16 protein-coding genes and 1 pseudogene are annotated in these 18,791 nt (G+C 70.0%); 7 read left to right on the top strand and 10 right to left on the bottom strand.

Features of this window, described 5'->3' with window-relative positions:
* Positions 1-61: 61 nt before the first annotated feature.
* Positions 62-982, top strand: coding sequence for a protein-methionine-sulfoxide reductase catalytic subunit MsrP (gene msrP, locus ASD21_RS14960; RefSeq protein ID WP_056442734.1), 921 nt, complete (start codon positions 62-64; stop codon positions 980-982).
* Positions 982-1,623 (top strand): protein-methionine-sulfoxide reductase heme-binding subunit MsrQ, encoded by a 642-nt coding sequence (msrQ, locus tag ASD21_RS14955; RefSeq protein WP_056442731.1) that lies wholly within the window; start codon positions 982-984, stop codon positions 1,621-1,623. The genes msrP and msrQ overlap by 1 nt, the downstream gene beginning before the upstream one ends.
* Positions 1,624-1,755: 132 nt before the next feature.
* Here msrQ and ASD21_RS14950 read toward each other — a convergent pair whose 3' ends face one another.
* The 4 genes from ASD21_RS14950 to sfsA all read right to left on the bottom strand — a co-directional run bounded on the left by ASD21_RS14950 (position 1,756) and on the right by sfsA (position 5,616).
* Entirely contained in the window at positions 1,756-3,006 is a 1,251-nt protein-coding gene (locus ASD21_RS14950) for a dipeptidase (protein WP_056442727.1), read from the bottom strand.
* Positions 3,007-3,205: 199 nt separating this feature from the next.
* Entirely contained in the window at positions 3,206-3,967 is a 762-nt protein-coding gene (radC, locus tag ASD21_RS14945; RefSeq protein ID WP_056442723.1) for a RadC family protein, read from the bottom strand.
* A 92-nt stretch (positions 3,968-4,059) separates the two neighbouring features.
* Entirely contained in the window at positions 4,060-4,890 is an 831-nt protein-coding gene (gene map, locus ASD21_RS14940) for a type I methionyl aminopeptidase (RefSeq protein WP_056442720.1), read from the bottom strand.
* Positions 4,891-4,902: 12 nt separating this feature from the next.
* Positions 4,903-5,616, bottom strand: a complete 714-nt coding sequence (sfsA, locus tag ASD21_RS14935; RefSeq protein ID WP_056442716.1) for a DNA/RNA nuclease SfsA — start codon at positions 5,614-5,616, stop codon at positions 4,903-4,905.
* 51 nt (positions 5,617-5,667) lie between these two features.
* Here sfsA and ASD21_RS14930 point away from each other — a divergent pair, with 51 nt between their 5' ends.
* Positions 5,668-6,435 carry a competence/damage-inducible protein A gene (locus tag ASD21_RS14930; protein ID WP_056442713.1) on the top strand — a complete coding sequence of 256 codons (768 nt, stop codon included), beginning with the start codon at positions 5,668-5,670 and terminating at the stop codon, positions 6,433-6,435.
* On the opposite strand, the gene ASD21_RS14925 is transcribed toward ASD21_RS14930, so the two are convergent.
* A complete protein-coding gene (locus ASD21_RS14925; protein WP_056443190.1) occupies positions 6,432-6,821 on the bottom strand; it encodes a helix-turn-helix domain-containing protein in 390 nt (129 codons plus the stop codon). The two genes, ASD21_RS14930 and ASD21_RS14925, sit on opposite strands and share 4 nt — an antisense overlap.
* Before the next feature lie 118 nt (positions 6,822-6,939).
* Between ASD21_RS14925 and ASD21_RS25250 the strand changes: the two are divergent.
* The 4 genes and pseudogenes from ASD21_RS25250 to ASD21_RS14910 form a co-directional block, all read left to right on the top strand.
* Positions 6,940-7,128, top strand: a pseudogene (locus ASD21_RS25250) (LuxR C-terminal-related transcriptional regulator); the annotation flags it as partial.
* 175 nt (positions 7,129-7,303) lie between these two features.
* On the top strand, positions 7,304-7,663 hold the full coding sequence (locus ASD21_RS14920) for a hypothetical protein (protein ID WP_056442711.1): 360 nt from the start codon (positions 7,304-7,306) through the stop codon (positions 7,661-7,663).
* Positions 7,664-7,862: 199 nt separating this feature from the next.
* Entirely contained in the window at positions 7,863-8,207 is a 345-nt protein-coding gene (locus ASD21_RS14915; protein ID WP_056442708.1) for a hypothetical protein, read from the top strand.
* A gap of 61 nt (positions 8,208-8,268) precedes the next feature.
* Positions 8,269-8,715, top strand: a complete 447-nt coding sequence (locus ASD21_RS14910; RefSeq protein ID WP_056442705.1) for a hypothetical protein — start codon at positions 8,269-8,271, stop codon at positions 8,713-8,715.
* Between the two features lie 20 nt (positions 8,716-8,735).
* Here ASD21_RS14910 and ASD21_RS14905 read toward each other — a convergent pair whose 3' ends face one another.
* The 5 genes from ASD21_RS14905 to bcsA form a co-directional block, all read right to left on the bottom strand.
* Complete coding sequence (locus ASD21_RS14905; protein ID WP_056442702.1) at positions 8,736-9,020, bottom strand: hypothetical protein; 285 nt, start codon at positions 9,018-9,020, stop codon at positions 8,736-8,738.
* 85 nt (positions 9,021-9,105) lie between these two features.
* A complete protein-coding gene (locus tag ASD21_RS14900) occupies positions 9,106-10,215 on the bottom strand; it encodes a glycosyl hydrolase family 8 (protein WP_200941441.1) in 1,110 nt (369 codons plus the stop codon).
* Positions 10,216-10,226: 11 nt separating this feature from the next.
* Positions 10,227-10,739: a cellulose biosynthesis protein BcsD gene (bcsD, locus tag ASD21_RS14895; protein WP_056442699.1), complete on the bottom strand. Its 513-nt coding sequence runs from the start codon at positions 10,737-10,739 to the stop codon at positions 10,227-10,229.
* Positions 10,736-14,293 (bottom strand): cellulose synthase subunit BcsC-related outer membrane protein, encoded by a 3,558-nt coding sequence (locus ASD21_RS14890; protein WP_056442696.1) that lies wholly within the window; start codon positions 14,291-14,293, stop codon positions 10,736-10,738. Before ASD21_RS14890 ends, bcsD begins: the two co-directional genes overlap by 4 nt.
* The gene (gene bcsA / locus ASD21_RS14885; RefSeq protein WP_056442693.1) at positions 14,290-18,636 is read right to left on the bottom strand and encodes a UDP-forming cellulose synthase catalytic subunit; all 4,347 of its coding nucleotides are present in this window, start codon (positions 18,634-18,636) and stop codon (positions 14,290-14,292) included. Before bcsA ends, ASD21_RS14890 begins: the two co-directional genes overlap by 4 nt.
* Between the last annotated feature and the right edge of the window lie 155 nt (positions 18,637-18,791).

Genomic DNA, 18,791 nt, shown 5'->3' with positions numbered 1-18,791 from the left:
CCTGTAACCATTCCCGCTCCCAGCACGTATCCTCCAAGGTAGCCCCCCTCGGAGCCCGCCCATGCTGATCCGCCACGCCCCCGACCTGACCGACAATGACGTCACCGACCGGAGCCTCTATCTGCGGCGGCGCGAGTTCATCGGCGGGGCGGCGGGACTGGGTCTGCTGGCGGCGGCCGGGACGGCCAGCGCGCGGGGCCTGACCTACGGGCCGGGCTTCTCGACCACCGAGACCCCGACCTCCAGGAAGGACATCACCAGCTACAACAACTTCTACGAATTCGGGGTCAACAAGGAGGATCCGTCCGAGAACGCCGGCGCCCTCAAGACCCGGCCCTGGACGCTTCGCGTCGACGGCGAGTGCGAGGCGCCGACCAGCTTCGCGATCGACGATCTGATCAAGGCCAACAAGCTGGAGGAGCGCATCTACCGCATGCGCTGCGTCGAGGGCTGGTCGATGGTGATCCCCTGGGTGGGTTTCCCGCTCAAGGACCTGCTGGCCCAGGTCAAGCCGACCTCGAAGGCCAAGTTCGTCGCCTTCGAGACCCTGAAGCGGCCCTCCGAAATGCCGGGCCAGCGCTGGGACACCCTGCAATGGCCCTATCGCGAGGGCCTGCGGATCGACGAGGCGGTTCACCCGCTGACGATCCTGGCCGTGGGCCTCTACGGCGACGTCCTGCCCAACCAGAACGGCGCGCCGATCCGGCTGGTCGTGCCCTGGAAGTACGGCTTCAAGGGCGCCAAATCGATCGTGCGGATCAGCCTGGTCGAGAAGATGCCGCGCACGGCCTGGAACGATCTGGCCCCGCGCGAGTACGGCTTCTACTCCAACGTCAATCCGGCCGTGGACCACCCGCGCTGGTCGCAGGCCACCGAGCGCCGGATCGGCGAGTTCCGCCGCCGCGAGACCCTGCCGTTCAACGGCTACGGCCAGTACGTCGCCGACCTCTATCGCGGCATGGACCTGAAGCGGAACTTCTGATGGACGCCTCGGTGAAGCGGCCGGTCCGGAGCAAGCGCCCCTCCAAGACCCGGGACAACCTGGTCTACGCCGTCGTCTGGCTGGCCTGTTTCGCGCCGCTGGTCTGGCTGGCCTGGCGGGTGTTCAGCGACGACCTGGGGGCCAATCCGATCGAGACCCTGATCCGCCAGATCGGCGTCTGGGGCCTGCGCCTGCTGCTGGTCGGCCTGGCGGTGACCCCGGCCGCGCGCATCCTGCGGAAGCCGCGCCTGGTCCGCTTTCGCCGCACGATCGGCCTGTTCGCCTTCAGCTACATCTGCCTGCACCTGCTGACCTATATCGGCGTCGACCTGTTCTTCGACTGGGGCCAGTTGTGGAAGGACATCCTCAAGCGGCCCTTCATCACCCTGGGCATGCTGGCCTTCACCCTGCTGATCCCGCTGGCCGTGACCTCGACCAACGGCTGGGTGCTCCGCCTGGGCCGGGCGGCCTGGCAGAGGCTGCACTGGCTGATCTACCTGATCGTCCCGCTGGGCGTGGCCCACTACTACCTGCTGGTGAAAGCCGACCATCGGCCGCCGCTGATCTATGCGGCGATCCTGACGGCGCTGATGCTTTGGCGGTTCTGGGATGCGTTTCGGAGACGGGCGGCGGGACGCTAGGTCCTCCCCCCGTGGGGGAGGTGTCGGCGAAGCCGACGGAGGGGGGAGTGATCGGCAGGCGACCATAACCTGGATCGAAGCCTTAAAACTCCCCCCGCCGGCCTTCGGCCGCCTCCCCCACAGGGGAGGGTCTTACTTCGCCGCCTTGGCCGCGTAGTCCTGAACCTGGCGCACCACCCGCAGCACGTTGCCGCCCCAGATCGCCGCCAGGTCGGCGTCGGTGTAGCCGGCCGCCTTCAGCCGGGCGGTGACCTTGGGCAGGTCGGCGACGTCCTCGAAGCCGACCACCCCGCCGCCGCCGTCCCAGTCGGCGCCGATCCCCACGTGCTCGGGCCCGACCACCTTGAGGGTGTGGGTCAGGCTGGCCATGAAGTCCTCGAAGCTGGCGCGGACCGGCGGGAACTTGGCGTCCACCTCGGCGCGCTTCTTCAGATAGGCGACGATCTCGGCCTCGGTGGCGGTTTCGCTGTCGGGCGCGGTTCCCAGGGCCTTCAGGGCGGCCAGGCGTTCGGGGCTGGCGTTGGTGTTCTTCAGATAGACCGAGTTGATGCAGATCACCCCGCCCGCGTCGGCGATCTTCTTCAGGCGGCCGTCGTCCAGATTGCGCGGATGGTCGTAGATCGCCTTGGCGCCCGAGTGCGAGGCGATGATCGGGACCTTCGACAGCTGCACGGCCTGGTCGACCACGTCGTCGGAGGCGTGGCTGACATCGATCACGATGCCCAGCCGGTTGGCCTCGGCCAGCCAGCGCAGGCCCAGCGGCGAGAAGCCGTGCCAGATCGGCTTGTCGGTCGAGCTGTCGGCGAACTGGTTATTCTTGAAGTGCACCGGCCCGGCCAGGCGCACGCCGGTGGCGTGGAAGGTCTGCATCAGGGTGAGGTCCTCACCCATCGGCCAGCTGTTCTCGATGCTCTGGAAGACGAACTTCTTGCCCGCCTTGTTGATCCGCTCGGCGTCGTCGGCGGTGTAGGCCAGCTCGAACTTGTCGGCATGGGCCGCGACCATCTCGCGGATTTCGGTGGCGCGCTCCAGGGCGAAGTCGCGGGCCCCGCGATAACCCTCGGCGGTCAGGGCGCCCTGGGGAGTGTAGATCACGAAGAACCCGCCATCCAGGCCGCCGGCGTTCATGCGCGGCAGGTCGACCTGGGTGCCGTCCGCCTTGACCTCGTGACGGTCGACCATGCTCCAGCCCTGGCGCGCGAAGTGCTCGGGCGTGTCGAGGTGGGTGTCGAGGGTCAGGACCTTTTCATGGAACGCCCAATCTTCCTTCGAGATCTTGGCGGCCTTGGAGACCGGAGCGTCGGCGGCCCAACTGGCGGGAGGAGGGGCGGTGGCGGCCAACAGGGCGGCGGAGCCGAGGAGAACGGTCAGCAGGCGGGACATCTTGACTCCGACGTGGCGTGTTACTTGCGGCCACGCTCGGGGATCGGGGAGGCGGGGTCAAGGTGTTCCTCCCCCTGTGGGGGAGGTGATCGCGAAGCGATCGGTGGGGGGAGTTGCGTTAGCGGTCTTGCCCCGGTGAAGCCCAATTATCCCCCCTCCGTCGGCTGCGCCGACACCTCCCCCACAGGGGGAGGATTTCTCAGAACAGCCCCAGCGCCTTGAAACTGGCCACCCCGTCGCGGCCGACCACCAGGTGGTCGTGGACATTGATCTTCAGCGCCTTGCCGGCCTCGACGATCTGCTTGGTCATCTCGATGTCGGGCCGCGACGGCGTCGGGTCGCCGCTGGGATGGTTGTGCAGCAGGATGATGTTGCTGCTCGACAGCTCCAGCGCCCGGCGCATCACCTCGCGCGGATAGACCGGGGCGTGGTCGACCGTGCCGTGGTTCATCACCTCGTCGGCGATCAGCTGGTTCCGGTTGTCGAGAAACAGGACGCGAAACTGTTCGCGCGGTTCGTTGGCCAGGGCGACCCGGACATAGCCCAGCAGCGCCGTCCAGGACGAGATCACCGGCCGCTTGGCGATCTTGTCGCGACCGGCCCGCAAGGCGGCCTCGTGCAGCAGTTTCAGATCGACCGCCGCGGTCTCGCCGACGCCGGACACGGTCTTCAGCTCCTCGATCGAGGCCGAGATCGTCGCCCCGAACGAGCCGAACCGCGCCATCAGCGCCTTGGCCATCGGCTTGACGTCGCCGCGCGCGAAGGTGCGGAAGAGATAGAGCTCCAGCAGCTCGTAGTCGGGCAGGGCGGAGAGGCCGCCGGCCTTGGCGCGTTCACGCAGACGCTCGCGGTGGCCCAGCGCGTGTTTGGGGGCGTGGCTGGGCGGGGACTTGGGCGGGGCGGCGTCCGCGACGCCTGTCGCCTTGGACTCCGTCGCCCTGAGTGATCTGCCGCTGACCATCCCGACCTCGTCATGCGAGCAGGAAGTAGGTCAGATCAATTGGGGGTTGTCGAGTCATTGTAAACCCTCTCCCTCTGGGAGAGGGTGTCTTTCTACCCGCCCAGGATCGCGGGCTGGAACAGTCCCGTCGGCGAGGCGGTGAACACCTCGTAGCCGTCCTCGGTGACGCCGATCGAGTGCTCGCACTGGGCCGACAGCGACTTGTCGCGGGTCACGGCCGTCCAGCCGTCGCCCAGCACCTTCACCGCCGGCTTGCCCAGGTTCACCATCGGCTCGACGGTGAAGAACATGCCCGGCTTCAGCACCGCGCCCTGACCGGGGCGGCCGAAGTGCAGGATGTTGGGCGCGTCGTGAAACACCTTGCCCAGGCCGTGGCCGCAGAAGTCGCGCACCACGCTGCAACGTTGCGCCTCGACATAGGACTGGATGGCGTGGCCGATGTCGCCCAGGGTCGCGCCCGGCTTCACCGCGTCCAGGCCGCGCTTCATGCCCTCGTAGGTGATCTCGACCAGGCGGCGGGCGCGCGGGCCCACTTCGCCGACGCCGTACATCCGCGAGGTGTCGCCGTGCCAGCCGTCGACGATCACGGTCACGTCGATATTGACGATGTCGCCTTCGCGCAGCGCCCACTCGCCGGGGATGCCGTGGCAGACCACGTGATTGCGCGAGATGCAGACCGTCTTGGGATAGCCGCGATAGAACAGGCAGGCGGGCAGAGCGCCGTGATCGAGGATGAACTCGCGGGCCAGGGTGTCCAGATGGTCGGACGAGACGCCGGGTTGGACGTGCGGGATCAGCATGTCCAGGCACTCGGCGGCCAGCTTGCCGGCCTTGCGCATGCCTTCGAAGTCGGCGGGCTTGTGGATCTTGATCGCGCCGGTGCGGGTCTCGGCTTCGATCTCGGCCGTGTCTTCAAGGGTCATGGCGGTCTGGTCTCAAACTGACGACGCGTCCCGCCAGGGAATGCGCCGGGAAATACGGATCTCGTTCGGGCTTATGTCGCAACGATAGCACAGAACTTCAACGCCCGCGCGGGCGGCGTCGCTCAAACCCTTGGCGTAGACGGGATCGAGGTCATCGCAGGCGGCGAAGCTGTCGCAGTCGGTGCGCTGGACCACGAACAGCTGCACGGCCCGCGCGCCCTTGGCGACCTCGGCCGCCAGGTCCTTCAGGTGCTTGGCGCTGCGGGCCGCCACGCAGTCGGGGAACTCGGCCAGGGTCCCGTCGCGGCGGTAGTGGCAGTTCTTGACCTCCAGCCAGCAGGACGGCCGGTCGGGGTGGGTCAGCAGGAAATCGACCCGGCTGGCCTCGCTGTACTTCACCTCCGGGCGGACCGTCGCGTAGCCGGACAGTTCGGGAATCGCGTCGGCCGCCAGGGCCTCGGCGACCAGCCGGTTGGGGTTCATGGTGTTCACCCCGACCAGCCCTTCGTCGGCCTCCACCAGTTGCAGCGTCCACGCCAGCTTGCGCTTGGGATCGCCCGACCACGACACCCAGGCCGCCAGGCCCGGGTCCTTCAGACCCAGCATGGCTCCAGGATTGGGCACGTGCGCGGTGATCTCGCGTCCGTCGTCCAGCACCATGTCGACGAAGAAGCGCTTGTAGCGCTGGACGATCACGCCGCGCGCCATCGGTTGCGGGAGAAGCATGGGGGCCTTAAGTCGGACGGCAGAGATGTTCGGATGTAGGGGATCGAGACGATGACGGCCAGCGAGCGCGTGACGGCGGCGGTTCTGATCATCGGCGACGAGATCCTGTCGGGCCGCACCCAGGACGTGAACCTCAACGCCATCGCCAAGTATCTGGCCACCTACGGCGTCGACGTCTGCGAGGTGCGGATCGTGCCCGACGTCGAGCAGGAGATCGTCGACGCGGTCAACGCCCTGCGCACCCGGTACGACTATGTCGTGACCACCGGCGGCATCGGCCCCACCCATGACGACATCACCGCCGATTCGGTGGCCAAGGCTTTTGGCGTGACGGCGCCCGAGCATCCCGAGATCATGGCCCTGCTGCGCGAGCGCTGGGGCGAGCCCAACGCCGCCCGCCGGCGCATGGCCCACGTGCCCGAAGGCGGCGTGCTGGTGAAGAACCCGGTCCAGGGCCCGCCCGGCTTCCAGATCGGCAATGTCTTCGTGCTGGCCGGCGTGCCGGCGATCATGCGCGGCATGCTCGACGACGTCGGGCCGCGCCTGCGCACCGGGGCGGTGGTGATCAGCAAGACGGTCCGCGTCACCGGCACCGGCGAGGGCACGATCGCCGCGCCGCTGGAAGCGGTGGCCAAGGCTCATCCGGACCTGTCGATCGGCAGCTATCCGTTCTTCGCCCCGCCCGACGTCTACGGCGCCAGCCTGGTGATCCGCGGCCGCGATCCGGCGCAGGTCGACGCGGCTGTCGAGGCGCTGGTGGCCTCGCTGACCGAGGCCGGGGTCAAGGGGATCGAGCGGTTGGAGGCGGGAGCCGCCTAGGCCGCGCCCGCCGTCTCGTCCGGCTCGACCAGGGTCTTGGCCACGGTCAGGATGGTCTTGCGCCCCTTGGGCGTGGCCTGGCTGTAGGCCCGCAGCAGGTCGATCGCGCCCGGCGTCGAAAGCGCCGTCAGCATGGCCACGTCCTGTTCGGCCACGACGTCCTCGCCCACCAGGCTGCCGACCGTCGTGTGCAGCCTGGCGGCGATGCGCACCAGCATCGAGGCCGAGACCCGGTTGGCGCCGCGTTCGTATTTCTGGACCTGCTGAAAGGTCAGCCCCAGCGCCTGGGCCAGCTCATCCTGGCTGATCTTCAAGTGCCGTCGTTGAACCCGGATGCGGGTTCCGACCGCGACGTCGATGGGGTCTGGACCGGTCGGCGTATTCAAGGCGCGTCCCACACGGAGATGACGATGCGGAACTATCGGCTTGGCCTTGGCCGGCCGCAATGCATTCTTGCACCGCAGGCGGCGCGTCGGGCGCACGCGGTGATCGATCTCGAGCGTGATGGACAGGTCCTCGATCCCTTCGGCGCCCAATATCGAGCTGCTTACCCAGCGTGAGCGGGAAGCCCTGCGCTGGGTCGCCGAGCACAGGCTTTCCAAGGAAATCGGCCCCCTGATGGGGGTTTCCAAGTCGCGCGCCGACGCCCTGGTCGAAAGCGCCTGCCGCAAGCTGGGCGTCAGCGGCCGCCGCGCCGCGGCCCGGGCGCTGACCGCCCACGAACAGATCGCCGCTCCCGCTCCGCCGCCCCCCGCGACCGGTCGGGCCGGCCATGGGACTGAATCCCACAGCGACTCAATGGGACTGTCGTCCGTCCCGCCGCCGCCGTCCGCTGCCGTCTCGACATCCCCAGAGACGGACGAAGATCATGATCACGAGCGTGACGAACGACAACGAGGCGACCCATCTGACGGGGGCTCGCCTGGGCCAGCTGGTCCGCAAGGCGCTGCAGATCCGCGAGGCGGCCGAGGCCTTCGACTCCGGCTTTCCGCCCTTGGCGAACCGACCGCCGATGCCGGTGTTCGCCTGGACGGAGCTGGAGCGCCAGCTGCTGAGTCTCTCGCCCGAGGACCTGGCGCCGTTGATCCGCGACCTGGTCTCGGCGGTGCGCAAGGAGGCCCGTCCCAAGCCGCCGGAGATGGTGCTGCGCGAGATCCTGATCATCTCGGCCACGGTCCTGGACGAGGCTTTTCACGAGAAGTGGGCGGACGGCACGATCATGTCCTGAGCCCCGCGATGCGGGTGCTGGCCGTCCTCGCCATCGCCGCCGCCTGCAGCCTGCTGATCGGCGCCCTCCTGGGGACGCGGCAAGTGGCCCACGTCTTCCAACACCTGCGTTACGGCTGACCCCGGGGCTGAACCCGCGCGGGCGCCGGGCGCCCGTCATCCGTTCAGCAATGCGCCCGAGGGCGCGGGGAGACCGCCACATGAAACGCCGCATCGTCGCCGAGCAACTGGCCAGCCGCCTGTTCACCACCGAGGAGGCCGTGGACACCACCCTGGCCCTGATGGGCGACCTGATCGCCGCCATGCCGCGCGCGCGGCTCGAGGCGGGTCTGGCCGCCGGCGTCGGCCAGCACGCCGTCGACCGCGTGCTGGAGGCCGCCTCGGGCATGGCCCACGCCCGTCGCGCGCTGATCGCCGCCCACGAGGCCCTGGCGCGGACCAAGGACCAGGTGGGGCTGCGCCGCGTGACCCTGGTGGGCGGCGGCGACAAGGACGAGGGCGACATTCCGCGCACCGGTCGGCTGCGGGAGGTCGGGAGCGCCTAGCCAAGGCCCTTGGCGCGATCTCGATTCGTGAGAAACATGTCGCTCCTGGCGCGGGGGCGGCATGTTTCAGTTTTTTTCGGACCTCTTCTCGATCTTGCCGACCCAGATCGCCGCCACGGTCATGCTGGCCGTCTGCGCCCTGGCCCTGCTGATCGGCCGACGGCTGGAGCGCTGGCTGGCCGTGGCCACCGTCGCCGCCTGGTTCATCTCGGCCGCCGTCCAGACCCCCGACCGCGCCGCGGTGCAGTGGGGGATCTTCACGGTCGACATCGTCTACCTGCTGTTTCTGATCGCTCTGTGCGCGGTCGAGCGCCGGGCCTGGATCCTGTTCATGACCGCCTTCCAGCTGCTGGTCGTGCTGACCCACGTGGCCTTCATCATCGACCTGACCCTGATGCAGTGGAGTTTCTTCTCCACCTACTACCTGTGGAGCGACGCCGAACTGGTCGCCTTCGCGGTCGGCGTGGGCCAGGCCGGCTGGGGGCGGTGGAGCGCCCGGAAGGTCTGAGTTGGCGCGGGCGGCCGGGTTCAGCCCTTGGTGGCGGCCTGGCACTTTTCGCGCATGCGGTCGAAGATCGACTCCAGCGCGGTTCCGGCGGCGGGTTGGGCTTCGACGCTGCCGCTCGACAGATATCTTCGGAACACCTTGCTCCTGGGAGCGGCGGGGGCGGGGTTGTCCGCCCAGGTCGTCAGCTCGCGTTCGAGCTCGACGTATCCGACGGCCGGCGACGGCACGTTCGGCGGCTCGAACTCCCGATAGGGGATGTTGGTCTGGTTGATGTTGCGGAACAGTTGCTCGACATCCTTGCTCATCACGCCGGTCCTGTTCTGCCCCTTGAAACCCTGGTTCCACGGTCAAGAGGCGATGTAGTGTTAACCGCCGTTAAGCTCAACCGGGTCAAGGCCTGACGGGACCTTGTGACGCACCCCGGGAACGGCGCTCCCGAGCGGCCTGTTCGGCGAGAAGGCCCAGGGCGGCGGAATAGTAGTCCTCCGGCGCGGGTTTGAGTTTCTGGGCCGGCAGATCGGCGACCAGGCGCGCCACCGCCTGGCCGCCCGGCGACAGGGGAAAGGCCGCCTTGGCGCCGGTTTGAACGTCGATCCACGCCGGGGGCGGCCAGTTCGCGCCCTCGTACCGTCGCCAGAAGCGCGCGGAAGCGGTCGCGGGGGCCTGGCCGGCGACCCCTCCCCACACCAGGTAGAGCGGCGCGCGAACGGCGTCGAAGCCGAAGCGAGGCGGATGGCCGGGATCGGGCGTGACGGCGCCGGAAGCGCTGATCCGGACCCAGTCGGCGGGAAGAGACTGAGCGCCGAACTGGGCGTCGCGCGCCACGGTGAGGCCGTCCTGGATCAGTCGGTCCCAAGGGCCGGCCGGATCGGCGGCGGCGAAGGCCTGCAGGGCCGGCAGGACGAAATAGGACGGGTTGTAGATGACGGCGTCCTGCTGGCGGAAGCCGTCCAGGCCCGGCAGAAGCACCCGCCGCCCGCCGATCTCGGCGACCAGCCTCTTGGCGATCGCGGCGCGGATCGCCGCGGAATCGGCCGCGTAGCTCCGGTCGTTCCAGCGTCTGGAGGCGCGCAGCAGCGCCCAGGCGATGAGGATGTCGCCGTCAGTGGCGTTGTTGGGATCCGCGCCGCTTCGGGGGACTCTCGGATCATAGCGCCAGCGGAACAGCCGCACGTCGTCGCGCATGAGGTTCACGCCGGTCCAGCCCCACAGCCGGTCGAAGGCGGCGCGATCGCCGTGCGCCTCGGCCAGCAGCATGCCGTAGCCCTGACCCTCGCTGTGACTGACGCCGCCATTGCCGGTGTCGATCACCCGCCCGTCCGCGGCGAGATAGTCGGCCTTGAACGTGCTCCAGCCATCCTGGTCCCTCATCGCGCAGGCCCCTTGGGGCGGACCCAGCAACAGGATCGCCAGAAGGGCGCGGAGCGCCGGACCTTTTCGCGCGAAATCGACGCCGGTCCGCATCAGGGCCGCCAATCTGGACATGGGTTTGACGATCACGGGCGACGCCATCAGGGCGGAACGCGCACGACGTCGACGCCGTGGCGAAACTCCAGCGGATCGTTCTGTTCCGAGACCCGACGCACCACGGAGACGGGACTGCCCTGGGCGAGCATCCATTCGCCGTAGATGCCCTCCATGATCGCCGCCGTGCCGAGGGGCCAGACGGTGTTGGTGGGATCCTCGAACGCGTTGGGATAGGCGCCATGGGTGATGAAAATGGTGTCGTCTTCGGGGATCAGCCTCACCCAGCCCCACTCGATACGCGTCCAGGCCTTGTTCATCTCCGCCTCCAGGGCCTCGATGGTGTCGGTCTTGGGCAGGACCATGAGTTCGGCCATTCGGCGACCGATCTGGCGCAGGAAGCCGCGGACCTCCAACGGCTCGGCGCCCGTGTTCAGCTCGATCGCGAACGCCGAAAGGAATGTGCTCCACTGCAGCGAGCAACTTCGGACGGCGTGATAAGCGTGATCGCGGGCGAGCACCTCCGCCGGAGAAAGGCGTTTGGGAGGAGTGTTGGTCATGGCGCCTGTCGCCCTCCGATCAGCTGCTTGAGATAGAGCCTGGCCTTGGCCTCGTCGTAGTCGCCGAAGGTGTCGAAGCTGAGCGCCCCGCCGACCGTGGTCGCCCAGCCCATCTGGTATTCGGCCGCGGCCGAGCCGGCCATGCCGAAGCCGCTCTCGCTGCGGGCCGGGAACCGGGTTTTTATGCTGCGATCGATCGAGGCCAGGGACTCCAGGGTCCCCTGCAAGGCCGGGTCGAGCGGAAAGACGTCGGCCGCGTCCTCGCGGTAGGTCTGGTAGCCCGGCGCCGCGCGCAGCTCGAAGTTCCAGGTCGCGCGGGTGAGGCGCATCTGCATCGGCAGGCTCACGCTGGTGAACTGCTGGGGGCTGAAATAGCCGCCGTGCCCGAGGGTGAAGAGGTTCTGGTTGTTGTCGTAGGCCTGGTGATTGAGGTTGGCCCCGATCTGGAACTCGGCGCCGCTGGTCCGATAGGGCCGGATGTAGCCGCCGATGTTCATCTCCCAACCGCTGTTGTCAGCCACGTGGCGGCCGTCGTACCGGCTGGCCGAGAGGTCCGCGTAGAGGCCTGTCGCCTGGTTGTCGTAGGACAGGCCGCCGCCGACGGTGGACCGCATCACCTGACCCCATTCCTTGCCCGTGACCGGATCGACGGTGGCGGCGTAGCTGGTGACGCTGTCGGTGACCGGGCGGCGCTCGACCTTCAGCTTGGCGCGGCCGGCGCCGCCGACCGCCGGGGTCCAGCTCACCCCGCCCGCGGCCTCGACGTTCGAGAATCCCAGGGGCGTCGCGCCGACATCGGCGGTCAGGCTTCCGATCGCGTAGCGCACGCTCAGGGCGGCGCCGGCGGCGGTCTGCGGACCGGGGTCGGGAACGTCTTCCTCGTCGATGATCGGCGTCCCGCCGGGCGGCACGGGCTGTTCCTGGTCGAGGATCGCGACGGCGGTGGGGATCGGGTTGGCGCCGAAGCGCTGGCGGCCGTCCAGCGAGGCCGTTCCGCCATCGATCGCGGTCGGCGCGATCTCGAACGACAGTCGCCCGCGTCCCAGCACCGAGGTCGAAAAGCTGGCGACGCCCGCGACCTCGCCCAGCTGGCTCAGCCCCGCCTCGCCCGAGCGTTGCCGGAACGTGGTGGAGACGTCGATCTGCGGCGCGGCGTCACGGCGCAGATCGGCGATCTGGCGGTCGATGCCGGCGGCCCTGGTCTCCTGGGGCGTCGTCGCGACGGGCGCGGGACCTCGCTTGGCGACCGGAAACGACGGAAAGCCGAACAGCGACGAGGACGAGCTCGGCGGCGCCGCAGGGGCGGCGGGACCGACGCCTGGCGGCGGGGCGGCCCACGGCGAAGCCGCCGCCGGCGCTTCCATGGGCGTCGAGGCCGGCGACAGCCAGGCGACCGGCGCGGCGGGACGCGCGGGCGATGGCGCGCTCGAGCGATTCAGGAAGGGATTGGGGCCCAGGCCGCCGGTCTGACCGCGCACGCCGCCGCCGTGGGCGCCGAGCGCCTTGGCGGTCTGCAGGGCCTCCAGCGCCGCGCGGCGATCGCCCGCCGCCGTCTCGATCCGCGCCTTCAGCAGATAGAAATCGGCGTTGTCGGGCGAGCGCGCCATGGCCAGGCGGAGATTGTCGCGGGCCCCGGGCAGATCGTTGAGGGCCAGGGCCGCCTCGGCGATCCCCGCCAGGGCCTCGGGATCGCCCGGCTTGAGACGCAGCAGGGCCTCATAGGCCTGTCTGGCCTCGTCGGGCATGCGGCCGGTCAGGTAGAGCCGGCCCAGGGCCGCGAGAATTCGCGGATTGTCGGGGGCGATCGTCGAGGCCTCGGAAAGGGTGTCGAAGGCGCCGGCCAGGTCGCCGGACAGCCGCAGGCGGTCGGCCCGCTCGGCGGCCAGGGTCGCGGTCAGCCCCGCCACGGCGCGGCGGTTCTCGGGCGTGGGCGCGGTCTTAGTCGAGGCCTGGCGGATCAGGGCCGCGGCTTCGGCGTCCCGCCCAGCCTTGGCCAGCACCGAGACGAAGCCGTCATAGGCGGCCGGCGCGGCCGGGACGTCGACCACCAGCGCCTGCTGGGCCGCCGCCAGGGCGGGCTCGACATCGCCCAGGTCGTACAGGGCCGACGCGGCCTCGCCGGCGGTCCCTATCGGCAGTCCCGGCCTGGCCAGCAGCGCGCGCAGGCCGCTGGCGGCCTCGTAGCCGCGCCCGGCGGCGGCGGCCTGCCTGGCCTGCTGGATCACCGCGCGATCGCGCAGCGACTGGGCCAGGGCGTCCATCTGGGCGGTGCGCTCGGCCGGCGGGATCTTCTCGAGGGCGGCCAGGCCGTCGCGCGGCCGGTTGCGCCGGTCGGCCCAGAGCGCGGCGGCGTGCAGCGGCTCGGCCCCCACGCTGGAGGCCAGCGGCGACATCAGCCCGTCCGCTGAGCTGGTCTCGCCGCGTTCGAGCAGGAAGCGGGCGTAGTCGAGTCGGAGCCAGGGCTCGGACGGGAAGGCCGCCAGGGCGGTCTCGAAGGCCGCGCGCGCGCCCGTCAGGTCGCCCGCCGCCCAGGCCTCGTCGGCCCTGGCCTGGGCGATCCGCGCCCGGGTCGAGACCGAGCCCGTCGCGCCGCCGGGCGTCCTGGCGGCCAGGGCCTCGGCCTCGGCGATCTTGCCCTGGGCGACCAGGGCTTCGACGAGGCCGGTCTGGATGTCGGGCGAGTCCGGCGCGTTGCGCGCCGCCTGGCGATAGGCGGCCTCCGCCTCGGCCAGGCGGCCCTGCCGCGCCAGGGCGTCGCCGAGCAGTTGCTGGGCCAGGGCGACGTCGCGGCCGGAGCCGTTGGCCAGCGGCGCGACCAGGCGCTCGGCCTTGGCCGCGTCGCCGGCCGCCAGCGCGGCCTGGGCCGCGCGCAGGCCGCCATAGAACCGCGCGGACGCCAGGGCCTCGCGCCAACGGGCCTTGGCCTGGGGCGACCCGGCGCTGGCCTTGGCCAGCAGCGGCTCGGCCTCGGCGAACCGCTCCTGGCGCAGGCGCACCACGCCCAGCCCGCCCAGCGCGTCCTGGTCGCCTGGACGGATTCTGAGCGCGGCTTCGAAGTCGCGCGCGGCGGCGTCCAGCTGGCCCTTCTCGAGCGCCGCGAAGCCTGCGGCCCGCAGGGGGCCCCCGCGATCGACCGGCGCCGCCGGTCGAGGCGCTGGCGGTGGGGCGGCGGCGGCGGCGACGGGAGGGGGCGCCGGGCGCGCGCTCGGCGGGGCGGCGACGGGGGCCGCCAGCTGGCGAAGTCGGGGATCGTTGGGCGCCGCCCGGCGCAGGCGGGCGGTCCAGCGCTCGGCGCCGGCGACATCCCCGTCCTCGCGCGCGTAGCGGGCCATGGCCGCGAGGGCGTCGGCGTTCTTGGGGTCCGCCGCCAGGGCGCGCTGCAGGGACTGTCCCGCCAGATCCTTGCGGCCGCGTTCGCGCCAGAACGCGGCCTGGCGCACCAGCGCGTTCACGCCTTCCTGACTGGATTGGCGCGCGAGGCCCGTCTGCGGCGCCGCCGCGGACGTGGCCGCGACGGCCGCCAGCAACCAGGGAAGGAGACGGCGGCGGCTCATGCCCCTTCGACGTCCTTCAGCCGTCGCCGCTCGTGGGCCTTGAGCCACAGCAGGATCGGTCCGGCCAGCACCAGAACGGCGCCGGCCAGGGCAAGGGCCAGCAGCAACGGATGACCGCTCAGCCACCAGGCCGCGCGGTAGAAGTAAGGCATCGTGCCGGCCCAGAACGTCGGTCCGACGCGAAAGCTGGCGAGGGTGTCGTCGGACTGGACGACCAGATCGCCCTTCACCTCGGCGTTCTGAGTCGGATCGGCCAGCCTTTGCACCAGCTGGGGCAGGCGTTCGGTGCGGTCCGAGAGCAGGGCCACCACCACCCGGTCGCCGCCGTACGGCGAGCGGAAGCTGGTCATGCCGCTGAAGGTCTCGGCGCCGACGAGGACGTCGTCGGCCGCGCCGCGCTGGCCGTCGTCGAGCGGCGTGCCGAGCATCGAGAACGCCCGCTCGCGGAAGGTCGCCAGACGCAGGCGCAGACGCGACCCCTCGCTCGAGAACGGCGCGCCTTTCATCAGATGCTCGTTCGCGGTCAGCAGGCTGGTCGGGCCGATCAGCAGCAGGTCGCGGTCGCGCAGGGCCGCCTCGTCGCCGTTGCGGACAATGCCAAGGCGGGTGACCGGCGCGCCCGTCGCGTCCCCGAAGCGGCCCATCAGGCCGAGGAACGCCTCGATCTCGTTGGGTCCGGCGTTGGGCGCCATCACGACCGTGGTCTTCGACAGGTCCGCCATGCGGGTGAAGGGGAATCCGGCGCTGGCGAAGAAGGCCAGGTTCGGCAGCTGGGTGTAGTGGTGGCCGCCGGTCAGATCGATCGTCGTGTCCGGATCAACGCCGCTGCGGACGTTGGTCGGCTGCTGACCCTGGCAGGCGGCGGTCTTGTGGCCCTTGAGGTCGAAGTAGAACTGCAGCTCATTCTGGCCGAACAGCTGATAGGGCGGCAGCGAGACGTCATGCTCGTTGAGCGCGAAGCCGCGCATCAGCCGGGTGCGGAAGCTGTCGACCCCGGTCTGACGGTCCAGCTTGAAGGACTTCAGGTATCGGCCGTTCAGCGAGACGTCGAGACGCGACTCCTCGCGGTTCAGCCACGAGCCCATGGGATAGCGATAGCGCAGCGACATGGGCGCGCCGCTGCGGGGCCACAGCAGTAGGTCCGGCGCGAGACGGAAGGCGGCGGTCACCGGCGCCGGCGGCAGGCCGACGGTCTGCAGGGTGTCGGGATCGATGATCTCGCCCAGCCGAACCTTGCGATCGGTGCGCAGCCAGCGCGGGGCGTCGTAGGGCTGGCGGACGGCGAGCGTCGGCGCGCCCAGGGCCGCGACCGGGCCCGTCAGGCTCTTGGCGGCCACCGCCAGGGACAGGGCCGCCTCGCGTATCTCCGCCGGGTCACGCCCCAGGACCAGCAACAGGGCGCTCGACGGATCGCGCGGATTGGCCACGATCGCCAGGGTCGGGCCGTCGATCGCCGGCAGGGTCAGGCCCTCGATCCGGTCGCCGGCCGTGGCGAACACCACGCCGTCGCCTGGAGGCAAGTCGCCGACCAGGACCGGAAAGCGAAAGCCGAGATAGCTGGCCGCCATGCCGAAATACGAGGCCGTCGCCGCGGCGGCCCGCAGCGCGTCGTCCGAGGGCGGGGCGGCGAAGGCGAACGGCAAGATCAGCGGACCGCTTCCGGCGTCGAAGAACGGCGCGGGCAGTTGGGCCAGCTCGGCGCGCACCGGCAGCCGCTGCAGCCGCAGCTTCAGCGACGAGCGCAGATTGCTGACATTGGCCCAGAGGGACGAGTGGAGCGGGTCCTCGCAGCCCCGGGCGTAGTGGCCGGAAAAGCGGAGGTTCAGGCGGTTGTCGGTCAGGAACAGGGCCGGCTCGACAGGGATCTCGAGCACCGTGCCCCGGGCGCCTTCGCGCGCCAGCGGCAGGGACGCCACCGCCTCGTCGTTGATGAACACGTTGAGCTGCGACAGGTCGGGCAGCAGGGCGGGGGAATAGGCGAAGTTCAGCACCAGGGTCGCGCCGGTCACCACCTCGTCCCGACGCAGGGCGAAGGGGATGCCGGCCTCGCCGTTGACGCCCAGCAGCCGAACGGGACGTCGCGCGCCCATGTCGGCCAGGGTGATGGTGACCTCGCGGACGCCGGCGGCGGCGGCCGCGGGCTTCGGCGCGGCGGTCGGCGCAAGCGCCCGGGCGGGCGCCGGGACCGCGAAGAGCGCGAGACAGGCCAGGAGCGCGCAGAGGGTCGAGACCGTCTTGGCGACATCGGCCTTGCTGGGGGCGACCGGTCGCTGGGCGTAGGGCTCGGGCTGCTTGACGCTCCACCAGAACACCAGGGAGGCGCTGGCGCGCACCAGGTCGATCAGGGAGGCGATCGGATTGGCCGAGGGCGCGGCGGCGTTCGGCTCCCAGGCGTCGGCGCGCCCCATGACCGCCACCACCAGTTCCCGATGCCGGGCGATGGGCATGGACCTGAACTGGATTCGAAGAGTGTCGCCCGTCACCGAGGCGATGCGCGCTGGAAACGTCGTCCAGGCCGAACCGCACAACAGCTGCACGTCGATGGACTGGTTCTTGTCGACCGGGCCGACCTTGGAGACGGCGAAGCCGCCCATCGAGATCTCGTCCGTTTCCGTCTGGACCTCGCGGCCGTCGCCGAACTTCAGGATCACCGGCAGGTGGGCGCCGACCCGGACATAGGTGCGCATCTGGCGGGTCTCGCGGCCGACCGCCAGCGCGGTCGACAGGATCAGCAGGCTGAACAGCGTCCAACTGGCGTTGAGCAGCAGGGTGCCCAGGTTCACGCCGAACCCGCCGAGAAAGAGTTTCGTGAAGCCGACGACCAGCCCGAGCACCAGCAAGCCGATGGTCGCCATGTGCGGCCACATCAGCCGGGCGTCGAAATAGCCCTTGTCGAGCAGGCCGCCCTTGTCGGTCACGTTGAACTTGCCGCGCTTGGGATTGAGCAGGGTGGTGATCGTCGGGAGCACCAGGTGGAAGGCCAGCAGGCTTTCGTAGACCTCGCCCCAGAAGGCGCGGCGGTCCTGGCCCTGGATGCGGTTGCTGGTGACGATCGACTGCACCAGATGCGGCGCGGCGAAGGCGGCGATCATCGGAGCCGAGGCGAAGATGATGTTCTGGCCAAACAGCAGGAACGCCAGGGGCGAGGTCAGGAACACGATGCGCGGCAGCGGGAAGAAGAAGTGCAGCATCGCGTTGAGGTAACAGAGCCTCTGGGCCAGGCTCAGGCCGGGTCCGGTCAGGGGATTGTCGACCCGGAAGATCTGGATCATCCCCCGCGCCCAGCGCGCGCGCTGACCGATGTGCAGGGCCAGGCGCTCGGTGGCCAGGCCCGAGGCCAGGCGGATGTCGAGATAGGCGCTGTTCCAGCCGCGCCGCTGGAGCTTGAGCGCGGTGTGCGCGTCCTCGGTCACCGTCTCGCCGGCGAAGCCGTTGGTCTCCTTCAGCGCCTCGCGGCGGATCACGGCGCAGGAGCCGCAGAAGAAGGCCGCGTTCCAGAAGTCGTTGCCGGGCTGAACCACGCCGTAGAACAGCGCGCCCTCGTCGGGGATGTCCTTCACCGTGCGCAGGTTCCGCTGCACGGGATCGGGCGAATAGAAGTGGTGCGGGGTCTGCAGCAGGGCCAGGCGCGGGTCGGCCTGGAACCAGCCGACCGTGATCTGCAGGAAGGCCCTGGTCGGGATGTGGTCGGCGTCGAAGATGCAGACCAGTTCGCCGTCGGTCAGGCCCAGGGCGTTGTTCAGGTTGCCGGCCTTGGCGTGCTTGTTGTCGGTGCGCGCGATGTAGAGGGCGCCGGCCGCCTCGGCGAACGCCTTGAACTCGGGGCGCCGCCCATCGTCGAGGACGTAGACGCGGAAGCGGTCGCGCGGATAGTCCATCGACAGGGCGGCCAGGACGGTGTCCTGCACGATCTGCAGGCTCTCGTTATAGGTCGGGATGAAGACGTCGATGGTCGGCCAGCTGTCCGCCTCGCCGGCGAGCGGGCGGACGGGCCGCGCCAACGGCCAGACGGTCTGGATGTAGCCCAGGACCAGGATGGCCCAGGCATAGAGCTCGGCCAGGAAAAGGCCCAACCCGAAGGCCGCCTCGATCGGCGAGCGAAAGTGCAGGGTCTCGGTGGTGCGCCAGTAGAGATAGCGCGTCGAAACGGCGATCGAGAGGAGGCCGAGCGCTATGGTGACCCGGCGTGAGCCGTGGCGATTCAGCAGAAGGGTGACGACGATCGTCGTCAGCCCGAAGATCGCCTGCGCCCTCAGATCGAGGGTGAGCGTCACGGCGAAGGCAATGACGACAAGCGCCGCCAAACACGTCAGACCGAACGCCGCCGTTTGAAGCAGCCGCATTATCTTGCACGCCCAGCGAGCGCTAAACGTCACCGCGCCCCATTCCTAGAATGGCGCCTGATGGGAAGGCGTTGCGATGGGGTGATTCCCCACTCCACGCGCCGTGGAGACCGGCCTTCGCCTGACCGACGATCGCTCGACCGATCCCGACGTGG

Origin of the sequence: Caulobacter sp. Root1455 (assembly GCF_001426905.1) — a bacterium.
GTDB lineage: Bacteria > Pseudomonadota > Alphaproteobacteria > Caulobacterales > Caulobacteraceae > Caulobacter.
Note: the sequence above shows the minus strand (reverse complement) of the source record. Positions and strands in the feature narration are given on the sequence as shown.